The following is a 15,858-nucleotide window of genomic DNA, read 5'->3' on the forward strand; positions in this document are numbered from 1 at the left end:
ATACGAACGCAAGGCTGAACACTTCCTCGCCTTCGTCGGCATAGCCGCGGCCCTCATCTGCCACCGCCGCCTCACCAAATGAAACGACGTCTAAGGGCCACCTTCAGGGGAAGGAAGAAGTGCTTACCGAATTGAGATACATGACCGAAATGCATCGTGTGATCTGCCTCATGGCGATAAGTCTTTGGGCAAGAACAGGCGACTGCGTTACGTTCATGGAGCACGCAATCGGTTGAACCTGTCCGGGCAACTGGGCGTGTAGACAAGGCAATTCGCACGGGGGGCGGAGCCAGGCGCGGTTCGGGGCCGAAAGTGTCCAAGCCGACGGCTCCACGAACAGGTACCTGATCTCCGCACCCCTTTGTGCATCACACAAAGGGAAGAATACGTGAACCGCAACACGATACGCATCGGTGGCGTCGCAGTATTCGCGGCACTGGCCCTGGGCCTGGGCGGTACTGCAGCAGAGGCGAGCACCGCTCCTGCCGCTCCGGCCATCACCGCGACCACGCAGGAGCAGCAGCAGGCGATCCGGTCGCTGGCCAACGGCCTGCTGAACTCCCCCATCGAGTACAGCGCGGCCGAGCGTGCCGAGCTGGTGGCGATCGCGAACGGCGAGAGCTCCACTGCCGGCAAGTTCGACGGCATCGTCAAGCTGTTCAGGAAGATCCCCGGCTTCGCCAAGGCCGTCGCAGGGACGTACAGCGAGTTCAAGGCGTGGTACGACGGTCTGTCCTGGTATTGGAAGGCTCCTCTGGCTGCCGCTGGCTTGGGCGGTGACCTGCTCACCATCTGGCAGCTCTTCCACTGACGAGTCCTGAGCTGTGAGTGAACGGGGTGGGCCGAGCCATGGCCCGGCCCACCCCCTTCGGGGCCTTGTCTCCCGCGAACCCGAGAGGATATGAGACGTGAATACACCTTCAGCCACACCGCACTCCGCTGAAGAACAGCAGAAGCCGGGATGGTCTCTGACCGCTCTCCTCTTTGGTGCGGTATGCGCCGTTCTCCGACTTGCAGACGTCTGGTCCTGGTGGGCCCTGCTGTGGGCGCCGCTATTGGTCTTCGCCGTCGCTGCCGTGGTCTACGAGTGGCGGCTCTTGGCCCGTAGCCGATGGCGCATGCGCTGCCTGGAATGGGCCTTCCTTGCCGTCTCCCACCTTGGCTTTGCCGCCTCCCTGACAGCCATCTGGCTTGCCGCACGCTGACCGCCCGCCCGCACCAGCACGGCCCAGCGGGCGGCTGGTGGCGCTGTCGGTGCTCATGGTGTGCCTCATATGGCCCGCAGGGGGCGCGACCATGTCCGCCCTGCCGAACACTGCGTGGACCATCGCCATCGCTGCCGTCACCCCTTGCTGGACGCCGATAAGAAGTACACCGGGGAGGCCCACGCCGCCCGTGAGCGCTGACCTCAATGCTCTGCAGTCACGAGCGAGCGGCGCGTGCAACGCCTTCCTGAGCGCGGCAGCCAGCGATTTTGGGGAGAACGGCGTACTGGCCTGACCCGGGAACCCCTGCGGGAACCAGGCCACCGTTGTCGAGAAGCCCGAGCTCGCTGTCGGGCGGGCACAGAGGGCACGCGATCACCGTCGGCACGGTCCGCAGGACTCCCAGGACCGACTCCCGCGTCGCCGCCCGGCCTCGGCTGGTGAGCGGGCAGGCGCCGGTGTGGACCCGCTCGGGTCTTCGAGTGGCACCGATGCCGTACTCGACCCACCAACGCGGAGGCTCCGGCGGCCCCTCTCTTCGTCGGCCGCCCGGACGGCGCTGATCTTCTCGTCAACGCGCGCGAGGGCGAGCTCCAACCAGCGGCGTATCACCAGAAGCTGGTCCAAGCCGGCGGTGGGGGCAGGAGAGGGTCCGGCATGGCGGCTACGCCGCCTCGGCTGCTGCGCCAGGTTCGGCCGGGAGAGCCTGCCGCTTCAGCTGCATGCGGCCCTTCACCAGGACATTACCGACGGCGAGGACGTCAAGGCGAGGGCGTCGTCCTGGGCCCCGTACGCGGCGTGGGTGCCGCCGAGCGGTGTGTACGTGGGGCCTGCAGGTGTGCCTCCCGGACCGCTTTGGATGAGTCACTGCGCGGAGATGGGGAGCAAGTAGGGTGCGTGGGGTGAACACTTTCTCTGCGCTCCCGCGTTCGTTCCGTCTGCTGGTGACGGGTGGTGGGACGGGTGGTCACACCTACCCGGCCCTTACCGCGATCCGGACTTTGCAAGGCCGACTCGCGGACGCGGGCAGCATGCTCGACGTCTTGTGGATCGGGACCGCGGCGGGTCTTGAGGCGCGTGTCGCTCCGGCGGAGGGGATCGCGTTCAGGACGGTGGCCACGGGGAAGATCCGTCGTTCGGCGAACCCGCTGAAGATGCTGTCCGCCTCGAATGTCAAGGACATGGCGCGGGTGCCGCTTGGTGTGGCCCAGGCGCGGACGATCGTCTCCGAGTTCCAGCCTGACGTTGTCCTTGCGACAGGGGGGTATGTCGCGGTGCCGGCCGGGCTGGCCACGCGGTTGTGCCGCCGTCCGCTCGTTCTGCACGAGCAGACCGTGCGGCTGGGCCTGGCCAACCGCAAGCTCGCGAGTTCAGCGACGCGTATCGCGGTGTCCTCGGAGTCCTCGCTGGCGCTGCTGCCTGCCGACGTGCGCGAGCGTGCGGTGGTAACCGGGAACCCGGTACGCCCGGAAGTGCTCGGCGGCCACGCGGACAAGGCTGTCGAGGCGCTGCACCTGTACGGGTTCGACCGGCGCCTGCCGACGGTCTACGTCACGGGTGGGGCGCAGGGTGCCCAGCAGATCAACGCGGTGATCCGGGACGTGCTGCCCTGGCTGCTGAGTCATGCGAACGTGATCCACCAGTGTGGTCCGGCGAACATCGATGAGCTGCGGGCAGCCTCTGCCGGACTGGACCCGGTTCTCGCCGGCCGGTATCACCTGACCGGGTTCGTCGGGCCGGAGCTGCCGGACGTGCTGGCGCTGGCCGACATCGTGGTGTCCCGGAGCGGGGCCGGAACTCTGGCTGAGCTGACCGCACTGGGCAAGGCTGCCGTGTTCGTCCCGCTGGCCACGTCGGCCGGCAACGAGCAGGCGCACAATGCCCGTCATCTGGCTGAGGCGGGTGCGGCACTAGCCCTGCTCGGGGAGGTCACCGGGCAGGCTCTGCAGAACGCGGTGGGTCCGCTCCTGACCGACCCCGCCCTGCGGACGGCGATGGCGGCGCGGGCTCGGGCGCATGGGCGGCCGGATGCGGCAGACAGGCTGGTGGATGTAGTGCTGTCCGCCGCATCCAGCTGATCATCCGTGTCGGAGCAGACAGTGGTCAGTCGCCTGTGCCTCTCGTACGGTGCGGGGCCGGGGTTCAGCGCGGGTACGCTCACCGTGCGTCTGGCTCCGGAGAAATGTGGTGGTGGTCGTGACCCGGCCGCGTGTGGGTGTCGCCGTGCTGACGATGGGCGACCGGATGCCTGAGCTGCTGTCGTTGCTGGCCTCGGTGGCCAAGCAGGACGAACCGGCGGCCCGGGTCGTGGTGGTCGGGAACGGGACCGCCCTGGAGGGCATGCCCGAGGGCGTGAGCGTGGTGGAGCTGGAGGAGAACCTGGGGGTGTCCGGCGGCCGCAACGTCGCCTGGCAGCGCCTTCGGGACTTCGGGGACGTCGACGTACTGGTGGACCTGGACGACGACGGCCTGCTGACCGAGATGGACGTGTTCCGGCGGATCGCCGACCTGTACGCGGCGCAAAGCCGGCTGGGGATCGTCTCGTTCCGCATCGCGGACGAGACAGGGATGACACAGAGGCGGCACGTGCCTCGCCTGCGGGCGAAAGACCCGATGAGGCGGGGCCTGGTGACGACGTTCCTGGGCGGCGGGCACGCCCTGTCGATGCCGATGCTGGAGGAGACCGGAGGCTGGCCGGATGCCTTCTTCTTCACCCATGAGGAAACCGACCTGGCCTGGCGGGCGATCGACCACGGCTGGGACATCCTGTACGAGCCGGAACTGGTGCTTCAGCACCCGAAGACGTCCCCGGCCCGGCATGCGGTCTACTACCGGATGACGGCCCGCAACCGGGTCTGGCTGGCCAGACGGCACCTGCCCGCACCGCTGGTGCCTGTTTACCTCGGCGTGTGGGTGGCGTTGACTGTGGCCCGTGCCCGGTCCGTGGCGGGGCTGAAGGCCTGGTTCGCAGGGTTCGCCGAAGGTCTTCGGACGTCCGGCGGGACCCGGCGCCCGATGCGCTGGCGGACCGCCTGGCGGCTGACCAGGCTGGGCCGGCCCCCGCTGATCTAGGCAGCGGCAGGCTCTTGCCGAGCCAGTTGGGGGCGGCGGCCGGCGTGTTCCGGAGCCACTCGACGTACCGTGCCACCCCCTCGGTGAGGGCGACCTTCGGCTTCCACCCCAGGACGCTCTCCATCCGACGGATGGCCGCGTATTCCGGGACTTGCCCGCCTCACTGGAGTGGGCCGACGGCCTCTTCACTCCCCCGACAGAGCTCTTTCGGGGGCGCCGCATCCGCCGGTCACACGATGCTGATCTGGACCGACTGATCCACCCGAGGGCAGCCTGAGAGCTGAACGGGCAGGCTCAAGTCACGTCGTCTTCATCTCTGTCTTCGTCGCAGTCCGAGTCCTCGGAGTGCATGCAGACGTTCGTCCAGGTCGCGGGCCCAGGCCAGGGCCCACGCGCGCAGCTCCGTCGTCTCGGCCTCCGTCAGACCGTACGCGGCGAACTCGGCGTCGTCGGTCCACTCGGCTCCGGTGAGGCGGTCGCGGAGGTCGTCGAGGCGGAACTCGTCGCGGCCGTGGCGCTCGCCGAGGCGTTCGAGCTCGTGGGCGGTGCGGTGGCGGGAGGCGGCATGGACGTCGATGAGGTCGCGTACGGCGCCGCGGTCGGCCAGGGCGCGGACTTTAGTGCCGATGACGGAGTCGAAGGCGAGGACCGGCCCGTATTCGGTCTGGGCGGGCGGCGTCCAGAAGTGCTCCTTGAGGACGTCGACCTCGCACTCCTCGCCGGTGTCCGGGTCGATGACCATCAGCCGGGCCGAGAGCGCGTCCACGTCGATCACCCGGACCTGCCAGCCGCGCTCGGCCAGGCCCTGCACGAGGTTCGTGACGATCTCCGCCATGGGGGCGGGGTTCTCCGTGGCGACGTCGAGGTCCTGGCTGAGGCGCTCGACGAGGCCGTGGGCCTGGACGGCGTACCCGCCGGTGAGGACGAGGGGGTACGGGGCGCCGATGTCGATCACGGCGGCGAGCAGTCGGCGGTGCAGGTCGCTCAGCTTCACGCGGCCGCGGACCTCGTGGGGGTGAGCTCGGGGAAGGCTTCCTCCCAGACCTGCCGGATGTGCCGGCTGACCAGGGTGCGCAGGACGGGCCACTGCTCCAGGAGGAGGTCGCGGTGCAGCAGGGTCACGAGGTCCTCGTGCTGCCCCTCGGCCAGGACGGTGCGGTACAGGCCCATGCGCAGGCGTGGGCGGTCCAGGTCGTAGGCGCGCAGTCCGGACCAGGCCACGTGCAGCGGCAGCTCGACCACGCCGTGCCGCGGACCTACGAGCTCCTCCAGGGCGGCGGGCAGCCGGCTCGCGTACCGGGCGTGGAGCACCTCGGCTGCCGAGGGCGCCGCGCTGCTGGAGGAGAGCATGACCATGGGGCTGATTATCCCGCGTCCCGCCCGTCTGCGGTACCGGAGTCACGGGATCGGTGAGCTCGCATGGTGAGCGGGGGATGGCTTCCCCCAGGGGCGCCGGAGCCAAGGGGAGCGCGCGGGCGAGCCGGAGCTGGGCATAGGCGGCGATCACAAGCCACGGGCGGAGTGGTATCAGGGCCCCACCGAGCCAACCCGTGGGCGTCGCACGACTCGCAGGGCAGGGCCGCGTGACCGGACCTCACGACTCGTGCCTGGCAGGAGCTCACGCCCCGGCCGGGCCTGTCCGGCGCTGGGCACCATCTCGACGGCCGATTCGTCACGGATGCTACCGGACTGCCCCGACCAGGACTGGTCTGGGAGGACCGCGATCAAAGGCCTCGTCCGGCAAGGCATGGAGAACGCGGACCCGGGAAGAGCTGCCGAGGCCGAGCCCTTGAAACGCCAGCGTCTCATCTGGGCTCGGACGGCCTCGTGAGTGTCTGCGGTCGTACCGGTCGCTAGGCTGCCGGGGTGATCATCCGGTCGTCCCCTCCCCTGACCCTGGAAGCCGCCAGGGACCTTCAGCGCATGCTTCGAGCCGAAATCGGTCCGGGCCTCAGTGAGCGGGAACTCGACGCGGTTGAGGCACGATTCGGCTTCACCTTCTCGGCGGACCACAGGGTCTTCCTCGCCGCCGGGCTCCCACACGGGTCACCAAGCTGGCCCGACTGGCGCAACGGCGACCCCGAGGACCTGGCCGGGCGGCTCTCCCAACCTGTCGAGGGTGTTCTCTTCGACGTCGAGCACAACCGGTTCTGGCACCCCGCCTGGAGTCACAGGCCTGCAGGGACGTACGACGCGCTGCAGGTCGCACGATCCGAGTTGGCGACCGTGCCGCAGTTGGTCCCCATCTACAGCCACCGCTACCTGCCCGGCACGGCAGGCGAATGCGGGCACCCCGTGTTGTCCGTCCACCAGACCGACATCATCTTCTACGGGAACGACCTCTCCGACTACGTACGGCACGAGTTCACCGGCCAGGCGAGCAGTCTCCCGGCCCGCGCGACTGTCGGTTTCTGGTCGTACTTTGTCAATGGCGGTCCCGGCATCGACGTCACCGCTCCCACGCCGCACACCCCTTATGCCGTCAGCGCGCAGGAGGCGATCGAGTACCTGCGGATGCTGGCCCTGGAGCGGCTGATCGGCCGACAGCACCACCCGCACCAACTGATCGAAGCAGGGCTTGCGGCACTGGTTCTCGGCGTCGAGACGGAGTCGCTCCCGCTGCTCGCCGGCCTGCCGCGCACCGAGCACGAGAGCGCCGATGCGCTCTTCGACCAGGTACGGGCCGAACTCGGTCTGCCTGAGGGTCTTCCCGGCGATGACACCGGTATCCCTTGGGAGGCGGCACGCTGGGAGCTCGTGCGCTGGTGGCTCCGGCTGATCGTGAACGGGAGTATGGATCCCGGGGCCGGTGGTGACGTGATCACGTATGAGGGCTGGGGCGCGTTGGGTCAGCCCAAGTCTCTCCGACCGCTTGTCGACAGGGCCGATGCGTACAACGGATGGGACGCGCTCCAGCGCGGAACACGGGAGCAAGCGATCGTCACGGAGGCTGAACGGCTGCTCGCCGGTCCCTGGCCACCGCTGGACTGAGCACGGCGAAGGCTTGTCAGCCATTCGAGGCAGACGGTCGGCGGCGTGACGGAGTGCTGATAACCCGAGGCCGGGAGACGGACCACGTATGGCATGTGGGACGGGGGTCGGGAGCACGTGGGAAGCGGAGCAGTGAAGTACCTCCTGGTTCTGGGCCACCAAGATGGCGTGGAAGAGGCTCGGGGAAGGCGCGCGGGCGTCGAAGGATTTTTCGTTAACCCGGTCCTGCCACCACGGGGGCTCACCCTCCGCAGATGCCGCCCGACGGTCTCCCGCGTTCTACGTGAAGATCGCTCCCTGACAGTGCCGGAGCCGCTTTGTCTCTCATCACCGAGTACAGCACCAACGCCCGCCCGGACCGAAGGATCGTGGAGGTTTACGACAGGGACGCCTACCTCGGCGACGACGAGGCGTTGCAGCAGTCAAGGACGCAGGTAGTCGCCGGAAACGGCTATCACCTCTACCTGCACAGCCTCCAACCCGACATCGAGGTACAGGTCACCATCAGAGTCTGGGGCACCCCCCAGAAGCCCCCGGAAGACGCTGAGGGCACGATCCCTGTCTTCCTGAATTCAGAGACGGGGCAGCTCGTCGTCAACCAGCTCACGTTCGGGCCAGCGGGCATGATGGACCTGCCCCGGCCGGGCGTCTACGAAGGGCACGCGGCATGGAGCGGACGGGAAGCCACGGCCGCGTACTACAGCATGTGCCTTCAGCGTGCTGTAGATGAGGAGTGGGATGCGGAACGGATCAGAGCAGCGTTGAGGCAGTGCTCCACGGCCGAGCGGTACATCCTCGACCTCTGGTTCCTACGGGAATCCGAACCCGAGGAATAGCCCCGGGGACTGCTCCCGCCAGCACAGATCGGGCGCGCGGCTTCCCTCTTGGGAGCGCGGGAGCTGCGCGATCAGGAGCTGGCAGTCGGCTGATCGCTGCCTGTCTCGACGGCCCGCCGCCCGGAGAGCTACAGGCTGTCGGCCTCAAGTCCGTCTTCCGGAGTCCGTCCTCCGGCTACTGCTGATCGATGTCATGGAGCTCTGGAGCGGGCGGTAGGCGCAGATGCGCAGGATCGCCATCTCCGTGGTCACTCGCGACAACCAGGTCCTGCTGGTGTGCCGGCGGCACGACGACGCGTCCGGGATCACCTGGCAGTTCCCGCCGGAGTAATCAAGCCCGGAGGCAAGGCCGAGGTACCACAGCGCGGGAAACCTGGACGAGACCGCGCCTCCACCCGGTGACCGGCGTCCTGTGCGTGTACCTGGCAGGAGGGAGGCCGACGCCGAGCTGATGCCGGCGATATGGAAGCGCGCGGTGTTGTCCAATGCCAGGCTGCCGCAAAGCGCGGTCGAGCGTGACGCGTACGCGGTGTGCGTCCTGGAGCAGCTGCACCGCGCCCTGAAACGAGGGCGCCGACGAGCACCTGAACCAGCTCACCCGCTGGCTCGACGCGGTGTGGAGGCGGCCTAAAACGAGAAGGGCGCCCCTCCCCGCCCGACGGAGCTGAAGGGGGACGTCAGGTCAGGATGCGGGGAGCGGCGACGACCTACTCCTCGTCCTCGACGTCGCCGACGATCACCACGGGCCCGGTGATCTCCTCGACGTGCTGCGCGGGCGCCGGGATGCTGGACGCCGCGATAGCGGACTTGGACTTCTCCATGGGGCTCTTCGTTCCTTGTCGATTTCGGTAGGGGCTCGCTGCCCGAACCGGGTGGCACCGGGGACCGCACGGGTTTCTCGGCGGCCCGCCTACCCCTCCCTGGCCGGGGCGGGAGTCGTGCGGTTCAGCCCTTGGCGGGGGTTCGAGAGTCGTGGGCTCGGGCTCCGGACCGCGGGCGAGAGCACGAGCCGCGTAGCGGGTGCTCTGCCTCCAGCCGGTCCACCGCGCCGTAGAGGGTCTGGACAAGGCGGGCGCGGTTCCGCGCGTGGGCGAGGCCACCGCACGGGGACATCGCCGCGGGCGACAGCCGACGCTCTGCCTCACCCAGGGTGTAGGTAAGGAGCTGGCCCAGTTCACAGTCGTCCGGCAGTCGGTCGATCCGGTCCGCCAGTTCGTCGCGTAGCAGACGCGCGTGACCGGTCAGCTCCAGCACGGCGAGAGCGGTGTCCGCTACAGACGGCACCGTTTGGGCAGTCCAGGCCAGGACCGAAGCGGCCAGTTGCAGGTGCGGTTCGCGGTCGAGCGGCAGCTCGTGCCCGAGTTGTCTGTCGGGATCGTGTACGACGCTGTAGTAGCCGCTCATGGGTGCCTCACTTCCTCCGGGGAAACCCCGACGGGCAGTTCGCTGGGATCTGTGGCCACGACGAAAAGGCCGTTCCGCAGCAGCCACGCCCGCTCGCGGTTCCAGTCCGCCCACCGGTAGCCGATGTGGGCGAAGCAGGGCACGACGAGCCCGGTGACCGCCTGTGCCTGGACCGCGCGCCGAACCCGCGGCCACCCCGACCGGCTCAGATTCGCGCCGAGCGAACCGACATCTGTCGCCGCGCAGCCGGCCGGAACGTGCCAACCGCGCCGGGCGGCGTAGGACCGCAGGTTGTCCAGCACCCGTACGGAGTCGGCCTCGGACGGGACGATGGCGTACACCGCCACTGCGCCTATCGGGGCCGTCCCCACCCCGGGCGGCACGAGCGCGCTGAAAGCGGCGAAGGTATCTGGCATTAGAGCCTCCCGAGGCTGGCGTTTGTGGTCCTAAGCCCACGCAAGCAGTCACCGCCCGGCGGGTGCGACGCCGCGGCGATGTAAGACCGATGCAATTGCCGTCCGTGCGGGGTGAAATGGGCCCAACTGGCGGGCATGCCCAGGACGAGACCGGTACGGTCTCGGCACCTACCCGCCCTGGTCCCGGGAGACGGCGCATGGCCGGCAGACGGCATCCCCCAACACCCCGCTGCGTTCCATACGCGAGCTGGACCTTCAGATGTCCCGAAGCGAGTTCGCCAAGCTCGTCGTCGACACCGGAGCCGACATGGGCGAAAACGTCGGCTGCACCGCGCGGCTGGTCGCAGCCTGGGAGGACGGCGACGTGACCTTGCCCCGGGCGGTATACCGCCGGATCCTCACCCGGGTCAGCGGCCGCACGATGTCCGAACTGGGCTTCACCAACACCCCGGTCTCCGGCACCACGGTGACGAGCCCCCCACCGCAGGTCTCGGTGGACCGCCGCGACTTCCTGCTCGACGGCGCCGGCGCGGCCTTGACTCTGCTTCCCCTGCCTCCGGAACGGACCGGCCGGATCGGAGCCGCCGACGTCCGCACCATTACGCAGACCGTCACCGCCATCTACACCCACGACACCGAGTACGGATCAGCGCAGCTACGCCGATCCGCGTCCACCGCAATGCACACCGCCTACCAGTGGTTGCAAGACGGCACCTACACCGAGCGAATCGGCTGCCAGTTACGCATCGCCACCGGCCACCTGTCGGTCGCCGCCGGATGGCTGTCCTTCGACTCCGGCCGCCCTGCCGTACGGCGAAGCCCTCGCCGCGGCTCGCATCGCCGACGACCGCGCCTTGGAAGGCCACGCGTTCGGGTGCCTGTCGCTGGTCGCCAAGGCATCCGGGCGCCCCCGCGAGGCCGTCGCTGCCGCCCAAGGCGCACAGAGCGCCGCACGCACCTACGGTTCCGCCCGCATGCTCGCCCTCATGGCGATGCGCGAAGCCGGAGGCTGGGCACTGCTCGGCGACGCCAGCGCCACCGACCGGGCCATCGTCCGCGCCCACCACCTCTACGCCCAAGGCCCCGCCGAAGCCGACCCCGACTGGCTCACCTTCTTCACCCCTGCCGAGCTCGCCGGACTCGAAGCCCTGGCTCGCGCCGACCTCGACCAGCACGAGCGCGCTGCCGCCGGAGCTGAGCAAGCTGTACTCCTGCACGGCGACCAGTTCGCCCGCAACCGCGCCCTTTACCTCGGCGACGTCGCGATCCAGCATGCAGTCAGGACCAGACCCGAGCCCGAAGCAGCCGCCGAAGCAGCCCACCGGGTGCTGAGCTACCTCCCCGACGTCCGCTCCGACCGGCTGCTCCGCCAGCTCCACAACGTCGCCGGCGCCCTGCAACGGCACACCGCCGTCCCGGCCGTCGCCGACTGGCTCGACGCTTACCGCACCACCACGGCCAGCAGCTAGGAGGACAAGGTGACCACCCCCAGCACCAGTACGGACACGGTGATCCGCACCTACGGCCCGGGCCAGGCCCCCGCCCTGCTCGACGTGGCCGCCGACATCTGGGCTGACGCCCACCCTGAACTGGTCAACAACCCCGAGGCCGCCACCGCGGGGCTGTCCGTTCCCGCGCTCCGCCGTCAAATCGCCGGCCACCTCCGACACGAGGGCTTCACCCTGGTCATCGCCTATTCCGGAGGCACCCCCACCGGCATGGGATATGCCTTTCCCTGCACTGCCAGCTACTGGTTCGGCACCGACCTGCTCCCAGCCGTCCCCGAACCGGCCCGCACCGAACGCCTGATGGGACTGTGTGAGCTGGCCGTCCGACGACCCTGGCAGTCCCGGGGAATCGGCACCCGAATGCACCAGGCCCTCATCACCGCCATCGCCCCGAACTGGGCCTCCCTGCTCGCGCTGCCCACCAATGACCGCGGCCGGCAGCTCTACACCCGCCTCGGCTACCAGTACGCAGGCCCCTACCGCAACAGCCCCGACGGCCCCGAGTTCGACCTGCTGCTGCTGCACGTCGACCCCGCCTGAAAGGGACCGGCTCCAGCGGCTAGAGCCCCTGCCGGGTCTTCCCGGCAGGGCTCACCCGTGTACCCGCACGTCAACCTCCGTGGGGGCCTGACCCGCCGGGGGGAGTCCGCGGAGTATGGGTGGTCATTCAGTCCAGATGCCTGCAAGTTCTGGTAGACCCCCGTGCCAGGGGGTGCCGGGCCCTCGCCCTCTAGCACCAGCCACCGCGACAGGGACCAACGAGCATGCCACCGAGCCCTCCCGGTCCGGGCGCAGGGTATCGGCGTGTCGGCGGAGCACGTCATCATGGAGCGGTGAACGCACCCGTACCCCACCCGCTCATCAGCGCCGCGGCGTACGCGGCTGGCACCTGCACACCCGGTCTGGAAGCTGCCTGGCGCAAACGCGTCCGAAGGCTGGCCATTGACCTCCACCTTGACGCAGTTCAAGTCGCTGCCGACATCGCACGCATCGAGGGAGCCAAGGACCGTGTACGCGGCATCCTGACCCGAGTGGAGATGGAAGAGGTCAGCAACCGCGGCTTGATCTACGTCAAGCCCCTGGGACGCATGGAGGAGCGCTTCCGGACGGACCGGCTTGAGAACGACGCAGGCAAGGAGGTCTACGCCCTGGCTCAAAGCCTCGTGGGACGCTTCGTGCGGGTGTACAAGGACATCGAGACGACAAAGGTCAGGGCCGGGCAGGAACGGCCCGACAAGGTCCGGGTGGCTGTGCACCTTGTCGACCTTGGACCCGTGGACGGGGCCGTTCCGGAGGCTGACGCGAAGGACATGATGATTCGGGCTCTCGGCGGGGACAAGGACAGGGCAGCGGCAGCCTGGCGAGCCGCGGGCCTTCCCAACTCCGGATCCGTAGGACAAGAGCAGTTGGAGGCCGCCCTGGCCGGGCTGCCCGCCCCAGTACAGAGCGACGGCGAATGACCTGACCGCGCCCGGAGGTGACCGTCGCGCCGCTTCCGTTTCTCCGGTCGTCTGCGTAGATCAACGCCTTGCTGCTGTCTTGTCACACCGGGCCGACCGGCCTGCTCGTCACCCCGTCCTGGCCGCCGGTCAGCGCTCGGTGGTGCGGAGGCTGCAGGGCGTGACCCAGGAGGCGAAGAGGGTGGGGCTGACGAGACGAGACGAGCAGGTGCGACTCGCTACTACCCTCCCGCCTGCTGTCCTTCGTCATCCGCATTTGCCAACCCTCAGGAACAGGACCCAGCCCGTGACCAGCGCCCTTACCCGTCTTCTCGAAATCTCCCCAGCGCCGAGCCAGCCTCGCCACAAGGATTGGGGCGAGGCCGAACGCACCCTCGCGGTCGGGCTCCCCGGCGACTACAAGGAGCTCATCGGCGTCTACGGAGGAAGCTGCTGGGACGACTACCTCTACGTCCTGGAGCCCGACTGCCCCAACAAGCACTACGACCTCCTCAACTGGGCCAAGTATCAGTTCGAAGACCTGGAAGACCTGTGGACGGTCGAGAAGAAGCCGACAGAATTGGAGATCGAGGGATCCTTGCTTATCCCTTGGGCGACCACGGACAACGGGGAAGTCCTGTACTGGCTCGTTCTTCCGGGCCGTGAGCCGGACGAATGGGCCGTCATGGTGAACGAGGCGCGGGGCCCCCGATGGGAACACTTCTCCGTATCGTGCACGCAATTCCTCGCGTCCGCCCTCACCGGAGAGCTGCAGTCGACCCTCCTCTCGTCGTCCCTGTTCCCCCTGGCCACCCATCAACTCCGCCGCCTCGATGGCGTGTGACCATGGGGACTCCGCGATCGTCGCTCGGCCGACGGCCCGCCCTTCGGTCAGCCCTCGATGAGTCCGGTACTGCCGGAATCCGGCAGCGGGTCGCCCCACCACCGCTGCCGCATCCGGCCGACCTCACAAACGGGGGTGACCGCGTCAGGCCCGCCACCGCCCCTTTAACTTGGCGCAGCATTCACCCACCCGTGTCCGGCTCAATGTCCTTGCGGAGGGTCCGCCGGAGGATGGCCCCGAGCTCGGCGTGAGCTACCTCCGCAGCACAGATCGCCTGCGGGTTCGAGGCCTGTTCCGCCTCCATCGCGGCGATCTCGGCATCGGTCCATACACGGGACCCGACAGACTTCGCCGTCCGGCGCTCTTCCCGCTCCCGCCGTGCGTAGTCGGGGTCGGGGTCAGGCCGCGGCCTCTCCCAGGGCCGGGCCTCATTTTCCTCCCCTGTGAGAGCCGCCAACTGCTCAACCATGAAACAGGGGTGGCCGGATTCGACGGCCACCAGGCGGGACGCCCGGGCCGTACGCGGCCCGATAATCCGCCGGCCGGTGGCGACACGCTCGCGCGCCGCCAACCACCGCTCGGTCTCCTCCGCCGGAACCCCGCACGCCGTCAGGAAGGCCTGCAGCAGTTCCGGCGACGCCAGCCGGGTTCCGGCCGGCTTCATGGCCGCGGACACCGTGCTGCGCCCGAGCCGGTGCCTGCCCCGGCTGTCCCTGCCGCCGGCCGCCTCCAGGACGCGTACGGACATTCGCGCGTCGAGGGCTATCCTGCGCATGGCGCCGGCCAGCTGGCCTCGATTGCGCACCGAGCCCGGGGTGAGCAGCCGCGGTCCCGCTCCGGCGACCGCCGCCGAACTCGCCGCGTCCCACAAGGCGCGCGCCTCCTCCCGCAGAGCGGTGGCAGAAGCGCCTTCCATGGCCTCGGCGCAGACGTCCACGAAGGCCTGGACCACACCGAAGTCGTGCAGGGCGCCGGTCTGCGCCGCGCGCGTCAGCGCCGGGGCGCTGGCGTAGCGCCCCGTGCTCTTGGAGATGTCGTCCATCTCGCGGAAGGTGAGGCTCTGGTCTCCTTGAGGTCGCGCATCCACGCGGTGAGCGCGTCCAGTTCCTGCTGGGCCGTACGCGGCTGAGGCCTGGGTCGGGGGCTCACGGTCAGTACCGCCCGCGCCCGCAGCGGCAGGGCGTCCAGACCATGGGCATCGGGACGACGGCCAGGGCGGCGGCCGCGAACAGCACCCACAGGGCGCCCGGGATCGGCTGCTCGGCGAGGGTGAGGGTGGTGCCGGCCGTGATCACGGAGGTGAGGACGGAGGCCTGCGCCCGGGTGAAGGGGCGGCGGCCCGGCGGCGGCTCGGCAGAACGGACGAGAGCCAGAGGCTCGGGGGCGGGGGTGGGCGTCGTGGGCATGGCTGACCTCCACAAGGGGGCGGGGGCGGGGGCTGACGTGCGCCCGTCGGCCGGGCTGCTGCGCCCGGCTGGCGACGAGGTCGATGTTTCCAGCGCGCGGCGGTACGATCCACCGCCGCAGCCCGGACTGTTCGCCGGACGTACCTTCTGCCTTCCTCCGCCGAACGCATCGCCCCGATGATCAGTCCTTGATCACTGCCAGGGCGATCCACCTGTGGCCGCGCCACGGCGCCCGTGTGGGTACGGGCGTCCGGACTGCCCCAGCGTGTCGGTGCCGCCCGGTACGGTGGTCAGCGAACAACCGGCATGCCGCGAACTGCCGGTTCCGCCGCAGCCCCGCGTCCACGCCGCACCAGGGCAGCACCGCCGGACAAGGACCGCTCCAGGATCCCGCGCAGCACCACCCCGTACCACCTCACTGTCCGGCTGCGCCCATACACGCGACGTCCGGCGGGAGGCGTGGACCCCGCTGTGGAGACGACCGTGACCAAAGCTGGTAGTGATCACCTCAAGCACCGAGTCCGGGCGATCGCCCGAGCCACCAGTCGCCGCTTCCCCGACGTCCTCGCCGAACTCCGTACGAGCCCCGGCCGACCGACGGCTCGCGAGGTCGGCGGCGTCGCTGGCCCGGGCCGCAACGGTACGCCGTGCCTGCTGCCGCTGTCCCAGCCGCCATTGAGCACCGCTGCTCTGCCGACGGTCTGACTCACCCATACCGCAGGTCCCACCACAACCAC

General features: G+C 69.3%; 15 protein-coding genes and 2 pseudogenes. 10 read left to right on the top strand and 7 right to left on the bottom strand.

Features of this window, described 5'->3' with window-relative positions; translation table 11 throughout:
* Positions 1-388: 388 nt before the first annotated feature.
* Complete coding sequence (locus ACIPK4_RS37380; RefSeq protein WP_402321704.1) at positions 389-811, top strand: hypothetical protein; 423 nt, start codon at positions 389-391, stop codon at positions 809-811.
* 611 nt (positions 812-1,422) lie between these two features.
* Here the strand turns inward: ACIPK4_RS37380 and ACIPK4_RS37385 are convergent.
* Positions 1,423-1,704, bottom strand: a pseudogene (locus ACIPK4_RS37385) (DUF6233 domain-containing protein); the annotation flags it as partial.
* A gap of 403 nt (positions 1,705-2,107) precedes the next feature.
* On the opposite strand from ACIPK4_RS37385, the gene ACIPK4_RS37390 reads away from it, so the two are divergent.
* Both ACIPK4_RS37390 and ACIPK4_RS37395 read left to right on the top strand, forming a co-directional pair.
* Positions 2,108-3,283: a UDP-N-acetylglucosamine--N-acetylmuramyl-(pentapeptide) pyrophosphoryl-undecaprenol N-acetylglucosamine transferase gene (locus tag ACIPK4_RS37390; RefSeq protein WP_402321707.1), complete on the top strand. Its 1,176-nt coding sequence runs from the start codon at positions 2,108-2,110 to the stop codon at positions 3,281-3,283.
* A 118-nt stretch (positions 3,284-3,401) separates the two neighbouring features.
* The gene (locus tag ACIPK4_RS37395; RefSeq protein WP_402321710.1) at positions 3,402-4,277 is read left to right on the top strand and encodes a glycosyltransferase family 2 protein; all 876 of its coding nucleotides are present in this window, start codon (positions 3,402-3,404) and stop codon (positions 4,275-4,277) included.
* Between the two features lie 310 nt (positions 4,278-4,587).
* On the opposite strand, the gene ACIPK4_RS37400 is transcribed toward ACIPK4_RS37395, so the two are convergent.
* Positions 4,588-5,271, bottom strand: coding sequence for a nucleotidyl transferase AbiEii/AbiGii toxin family protein (locus tag ACIPK4_RS37400; protein WP_402321712.1), 684 nt, complete (start codon positions 5,269-5,271; stop codon positions 4,588-4,590).
* Positions 5,268-5,633 carry a hypothetical protein gene (locus tag ACIPK4_RS37405; RefSeq protein ID WP_402321714.1) on the bottom strand — a complete coding sequence of 122 codons (366 nt, stop codon included), beginning with the start codon at positions 5,631-5,633 and terminating at the stop codon, positions 5,268-5,270. The genes ACIPK4_RS37400 and ACIPK4_RS37405 overlap by 4 nt, the downstream gene beginning before the upstream one ends.
* 567 nt (positions 5,634-6,200) lie before the next feature.
* On the opposite strand from ACIPK4_RS37405, the gene ACIPK4_RS37410 reads away from it, so the two are divergent.
* From ACIPK4_RS37410 to ACIPK4_RS37420, 3 genes and pseudogenes are all read left to right on the top strand, one after another.
* A complete protein-coding gene (locus tag ACIPK4_RS37410) occupies positions 6,201-7,268 on the top strand; it encodes a hypothetical protein (protein WP_402321717.1) in 1,068 nt (355 codons plus the stop codon).
* Between the two features lie 317 nt (positions 7,269-7,585).
* On the top strand, positions 7,586-8,104 hold the full coding sequence (locus tag ACIPK4_RS37415; RefSeq protein WP_402321719.1) for a hypothetical protein: 519 nt from the start codon (positions 7,586-7,588) through the stop codon (positions 8,102-8,104).
* Positions 8,105-8,321: 217 nt separating this feature from the next.
* Positions 8,322-8,526: pseudogene (locus ACIPK4_RS37420) on the top strand (NUDIX domain-containing protein); the annotation flags it as partial.
* A 523-nt stretch (positions 8,527-9,049) separates the two neighbouring features.
* On the opposite strand, the gene ACIPK4_RS37425 reads toward ACIPK4_RS37420, so the two are convergent.
* Positions 9,050-9,508 (bottom strand): DUF6415 family natural product biosynthesis protein, encoded by a 459-nt coding sequence (locus ACIPK4_RS37425; RefSeq protein ID WP_402321721.1) that lies wholly within the window; start codon positions 9,506-9,508, stop codon positions 9,050-9,052.
* Entirely contained in the window at positions 9,505-9,924 is a 420-nt protein-coding gene (locus ACIPK4_RS37430; protein ID WP_402321724.1) for a hypothetical protein, read from the bottom strand. The genes ACIPK4_RS37425 and ACIPK4_RS37430 overlap by 4 nt, the downstream gene beginning before the upstream one ends.
* 854 nt (positions 9,925-10,778) lie before the next feature.
* Between ACIPK4_RS37430 and ACIPK4_RS37435 the strand changes: the two genes are divergently transcribed.
* From ACIPK4_RS37435 to ACIPK4_RS37450, 4 genes are all read left to right on the top strand, one after another.
* The gene (locus ACIPK4_RS37435) at positions 10,779-11,393 is read left to right on the top strand and encodes a hypothetical protein (RefSeq protein ID WP_402321727.1); all 615 of its coding nucleotides are present in this window, start codon (positions 10,779-10,781) and stop codon (positions 11,391-11,393) included.
* Positions 11,394-11,402: 9 nt separating this feature from the next.
* Positions 11,403-11,972, top strand: a complete 570-nt coding sequence (locus ACIPK4_RS37440; RefSeq protein WP_402321730.1) for a GNAT family N-acetyltransferase — start codon at positions 11,403-11,405, stop codon at positions 11,970-11,972.
* Positions 11,973-12,265: 293 nt separating this feature from the next.
* A complete protein-coding gene (locus ACIPK4_RS37445) occupies positions 12,266-12,892 on the top strand; it encodes a hypothetical protein (RefSeq protein ID WP_402321732.1) in 627 nt (208 codons plus the stop codon).
* A gap of 286 nt (positions 12,893-13,178) precedes the next feature.
* The gene (locus ACIPK4_RS37450) at positions 13,179-13,715 is read left to right on the top strand and encodes an SMI1/KNR4 family protein (protein WP_402321735.1); all 537 of its coding nucleotides are present in this window, start codon (positions 13,179-13,181) and stop codon (positions 13,713-13,715) included.
* A gap of 181 nt (positions 13,716-13,896) precedes the next feature.
* Here the strand turns inward: ACIPK4_RS37450 and ACIPK4_RS37455 are convergent, their stop codons facing one another.
* Both ACIPK4_RS37455 and ACIPK4_RS37460 read right to left on the bottom strand, forming a co-directional pair.
* Complete coding sequence (locus ACIPK4_RS37455) at positions 13,897-14,757, bottom strand: hypothetical protein (RefSeq protein ID WP_402321737.1); 861 nt, start codon at positions 14,755-14,757, stop codon at positions 13,897-13,899.
* A 109-nt stretch (positions 14,758-14,866) separates the two neighbouring features.
* The gene (locus ACIPK4_RS37460) at positions 14,867-15,121 is read right to left on the bottom strand and encodes a hypothetical protein (RefSeq protein WP_402321739.1); all 255 of its coding nucleotides are present in this window, start codon (positions 15,119-15,121) and stop codon (positions 14,867-14,869) included.
* Positions 15,122-15,858 lie beyond the last annotated feature (737 nt).

It is taken from the genome of Streptomyces sp. NPDC086989, from assembly GCF_044745505.1.
GTDB lineage: Bacteria > Actinomycetota > Actinomycetes > Streptomycetales > Streptomycetaceae > Streptomyces.

Coding starts and splice junctions, on each gene's coding strand:
- ACIPK4_RS37425 (WP_402321721.1), bottom strand. CDS start 9,508: ATGAGCGGCTACTACAGCGTCGTACACGATCCCGACAGACAACTCGGG.
- ACIPK4_RS37455 (WP_402321737.1), bottom strand. CDS start 14,757: ATGGACGACATCTCCAAGAGCACGGGGCGCTACGCCAGCGCCCCGGCG.
- ACIPK4_RS37430 (WP_402321724.1), bottom strand. CDS start 9,924: ATGCCAGATACCTTCGCCGCTTTCAGCGCGCTCGTGCCGCCCGGGGTG.
- ACIPK4_RS37460 (WP_402321739.1), bottom strand. CDS start 15,121: ATGCCCACGACGCCCACCCCCGCCCCCGAGCCTCTGGCTCTCGTCCGT.
- ACIPK4_RS37410 (WP_402321717.1), top strand. CDS start 6,201: ATGCTTCGAGCCGAAATCGGTCCGGGCCTCAGTGAGCGGGAACTCGAC.
- ACIPK4_RS37405 (WP_402321714.1), bottom strand. CDS start 5,633: ATGGTCATGCTCTCCTCCAGCAGCGCGGCGCCCTCGGCAGCCGAGGTG.